Origin of the sequence: Streptococcus sp. 27098_8_103 (genome assembly GCF_041432345.1) — a bacterium.
In the GTDB taxonomy this organism is placed as follows: domain Bacteria; phylum Bacillota; class Bacilli; order Lactobacillales; family Streptococcaceae; genus Streptococcus; species Streptococcus mitis_BV.
Genome location: NZ_JAPVZK010000055.1, coordinates 1 through 3,386, shown reverse-complemented (window position 1 = coordinate 3,386; position 3,386 = coordinate 1). Strand labels below are relative to the sequence as shown.

Genomic DNA, 3,386 nt, shown 5'->3' with positions numbered 1-3,386 from the left:
AGGCAAGTGGAAGTTACTTTGAGAAGTTACCCTCCATCCTATACCTGTCTTTTTTCATCTTTCCTTCCCTTATTTATAGGAAAATATGGTAAAATAGAACAGACTAAAAATCATCATTTCACGAAAGGATGCAAGATGAAAATTACGCAAGAAGAGGTAACACACGTTGCCAATCTTTCAAAATTAAGATTCTCTGAAGAAGAAACTGCTGCCTTTGCGACAACCTTATCTAAGATTGTTGACATGGTTGAGTTGCTGGGCGAAGTTGACACAACTGGTGTCGCACCAACTACAACTATGGCTGACCGCAAGACTGTTCTACGCCCTGATGTGGCCGAAGAAGGAACAGACCGTGATCGCTTGTTTAAAAACGTACCTGAAAAAGACAACTACTATATCAAGGTACCAGCTATCCTAGACGATGGAGGAGATGCCTAATGACTTTCAACAATAAAACCATTGAAGACTTGCACAATCTCCTTGTCTCTAAGGAAATTTCAGCAACTGAATTAACACAAGCAACACTTGAAGATATCAAGTCTCGCGAGACCACTATCAACGCTTTTGTTACCATCGCTGAAGAGCAGGCTCTTGCTCAAGCCAAAGCCATTGATGAAGCTGGAATTGATGCTGATAATGTCCTTTCAGGAATTCCACTTGCAGTTAAAGATAATATCTCTACAGATGGTATTCTCACAACTGCTGCCTCAAAAATGCTCTACAACTATGAGCCAATCTTTGATGCGACAGCCGTTGCCAATGCAAAAGCGAAAGGCATGATTGTCGTCGGAAAGACCAACATGGACGAATTTGCCATGGGTGGTTCAGGTGAGACTTCACACTACGGTGCCACTAAAAATGCTTGGGACCACAGCAAGGTCCCTGGTGGATCATCAAGTGGTTCTGCTGCAGCTGTAGCCTCAGGACAAGTCCGCTTGTCACTTGGTTCTGATACTGGTGGCTCTATCCGCCAACCTGCTACCTTCAACGGAATCGTTGGTCTCAAACCAACCTACGGAACAGTTTCTCGTTTCGGTCTCATTGCCTTCGGTAGCTCATTAGATCAAATCGGACCTTTCGCACCAACTGTTAAGGAAAATGCCCTCTTACTCAACGCTATTGCCAGCGAAGATGCCAAAGACTCTACTTCTGCTCCTGTCCGAATTGCCGACTTTACTTCAAAAATCGACCAAGACATCAAGGGTATGAAAATCGCTTTGCCTAAGGAATACCTTGGTGAAGGGATTGACCCAGAGGTTAAGGAAACCATTCTTAATGCTGCTAAGCACTTTGAGAAACTTGGTGCTATCGTTGAAGAAGTCAGCCTTCCTCACTCTAAATACGGTGTTGCCGTTTACTACATCATCGCTTCATCAGAAGCTTCCTCAAACCTGCAACGTTTTGACGGTATCCGTTACGGCTATCGTGCAGAAGATGCAACCAACCTTGATGAAATCTATGTAAACAGCCGTAGCCAAGGTTTTGGTGAAGAGGTTAAACGCCGTATCATGCTCGGTACATTCAGTCTTTCATCAGGTTACTACGATGCTTACTACAAGAAGGCTGGTCAAGTCCGTACTCTCATCATCCAAGATTTCGAAAAAGTCTTCGCGGATTACGACTTGATTTTGGGTCCAACTGCTCCAAGTGTTGCTTATGACTTGGACTCACTCAACCATGACCCAGTTGCCATGTACTTGGCTGACCTCTTGACTATACCTGTAAACTTGGCAGGACTGCCTGGAATTTCGATTCCTGCTGGATTCTCTCAAGGACTACCTGTCGGTCTCCAATTGATTGGTCCTAAGTATTCTGAGGAAACCATTTACCAAGCTGCTGCTGCTTTTGAAGCAACAACAGACTACCACAAACAACAACCCGTGATTTTTGGAGGTGACAACTAATGAACTTTGAAACAGTCATTGGACTTGAAGTCCACGTAGAGCTCAACACCAATTCAAAAATCTTCTCACCTACTTCTGCCCACTTTGGAAATGACCAAAATGCCAACACCAACGTGATTGACTGGTCCTTCCCAGGAGTTCTGCCAGTTCTCAATAAAGGTGTTGTCGATGCCGGTATCAAGGCTGCTCTTGCCCTCAACATGGACATCCACAAAAAGATGCACTTTGACCGCAAAAACTACTTCTACCCTGATAATCCCAAAGCCTACCAAATTTCTCAGTTTGATGAGCCAATCGGTTATAACGGCTGGATTGAAGTCGAGCTAGAAGACAGTACGACCAAGAAAATCGGTATCGAACGCGCTCACTTGGAAGAAGATGCAGGTAAAAATACCCATGGTACAGATGGTTACTCTTATGTTGACCTCAACCGCCAAGGGGTGCCATTGATTGAGATTGTATCTGAAGCTGACATGCGTTCACCAGAAGAAGCCTATGCTTACCTAACAGCTCTCAAGGAAGTTATCCAGTATGCTGGTATTTCTGACGTTAAGATGGAAGAAGGTTCTATGCGTGTGGATGCCAATATCTCTCTTCGCCCTTATGGTCAAGAAAAATTCGGTACCAAAACTGAGTTGAAGAACCTCAACTCCTTCTCAAACGTTCGCAAAGGTCTTGAATATGAAGTTCAACGTCAAGCCGAAATCCTTCGTTCAGGTGGTCAAATCCGTCAAGAAACACGCCGTTACGATGAAGCTAATAAAGCAACCATTCTCATGCGTGTCAAGGAAGGGGCTGCAGACTACCGCTACTTCCCAGAACCAGACCTACCTCTTTTTGAAATCTCAGATGAGTGGATTGAGGAAATGCGTACTGAATTGCCAGAGTTTCCAAAAGAACGCCGTGCGCGTTATGTATCTGACCTTGGCTTGTCAGACTACGATGCTAGCCAGTTGACTGCAAACAAAGTCACTTCTGATTTCTTTGAAAAAGCTGTGGCTCTCGGTGGTGATGCTAAACAAGTTTCTAACTGGCTCCAAGGAGAAGTCGCTCAGTTCTTGAATGCTGAAGGCAAGACACTGAAACAAATCGAATTGACACCAGAAAACTTGGTTGAAATGATTGCCATCATCGAAGACGGTACCATCTCATCTAAGATTGCCAAGAAAGTCTTTGTCCACCTTGCTAAAAATGGCGGTGGCGCGCGTGAATACGTGGAGAAAGCAGGTATGGTTCAAATCTCAGATCCGGATATTTTGATTCCAATCATCCACCAAGTCTTCACCGATAACGAAGCTGCTGTTGCCGACTTCAAGTCAGGCAAACGCAACGCAGACAAGGCCTTCACAGGCTTCCTTATGAAAGCAACCAAAGGCCAAGCCAACCCACAAGTCGCCCTTAAACTCCTTGCCCAAGAATTAGCAAAGTTGAAAGAAGAGTAATATGTAAAAGAAACCAGCCCTGAGGTTGGTTTTTTCTCCC

General features: G+C 44.6%; 3 protein-coding genes. All 3 read left to right on the top strand.

Annotation, left to right across the window (positions count from 1 at the left end; genetic code table 11):
* Window positions 1–135 precede the first annotated feature (135 nt).
* The 3 genes from gatC to gatB are packed head-to-tail and all read left to right on the top strand — an operon-like array spanning window position 136 to window position 3,346.
* Window positions 136–438: an Asp-tRNA(Asn)/Glu-tRNA(Gln) amidotransferase subunit GatC gene (gatC, locus tag O3599_RS09790; RefSeq protein ID WP_000705419.1), complete on the top strand. Its 303-nt coding sequence runs from the start codon at window positions 136–138 to the stop codon at window positions 436–438.
* A complete protein-coding gene (gene gatA / locus O3599_RS09785; protein WP_247939915.1) occupies window positions 438–1,904 on the top strand; it encodes an Asp-tRNA(Asn)/Glu-tRNA(Gln) amidotransferase subunit GatA in 1,467 nt (488 codons plus the stop codon). The genes gatC and gatA overlap by 1 nt, the downstream gene beginning before the upstream one ends.
* Window positions 1,904–3,346, top strand: a complete 1,443-nt coding sequence (gatB, locus tag O3599_RS09780; RefSeq protein WP_247939914.1) for an Asp-tRNA(Asn)/Glu-tRNA(Gln) amidotransferase subunit GatB — start codon at window positions 1,904–1,906, stop codon at window positions 3,344–3,346. Before gatA ends, gatB begins: the two co-directional genes overlap by 1 nt.
* Window positions 3,347–3,386 lie beyond the last annotated feature (40 nt).

Excerpts from the sequence above, each read along its gene's own strand:
- gatC (WP_000705419.1), top strand. The coding sequence starts at position 136 with ATGAAAATTACGCAAGAAGAGGTAACACACGTTGCCAATCTTTCAAAA.
- gatA (WP_247939915.1), top strand. The coding sequence starts at position 438 with ATGACTTTCAACAATAAAACCATTGAAGACTTGCACAATCTCCTTGTC.
- gatB (WP_247939914.1), top strand. The coding sequence starts at position 1,904 with ATGAACTTTGAAACAGTCATTGGACTTGAAGTCCACGTAGAGCTCAAC.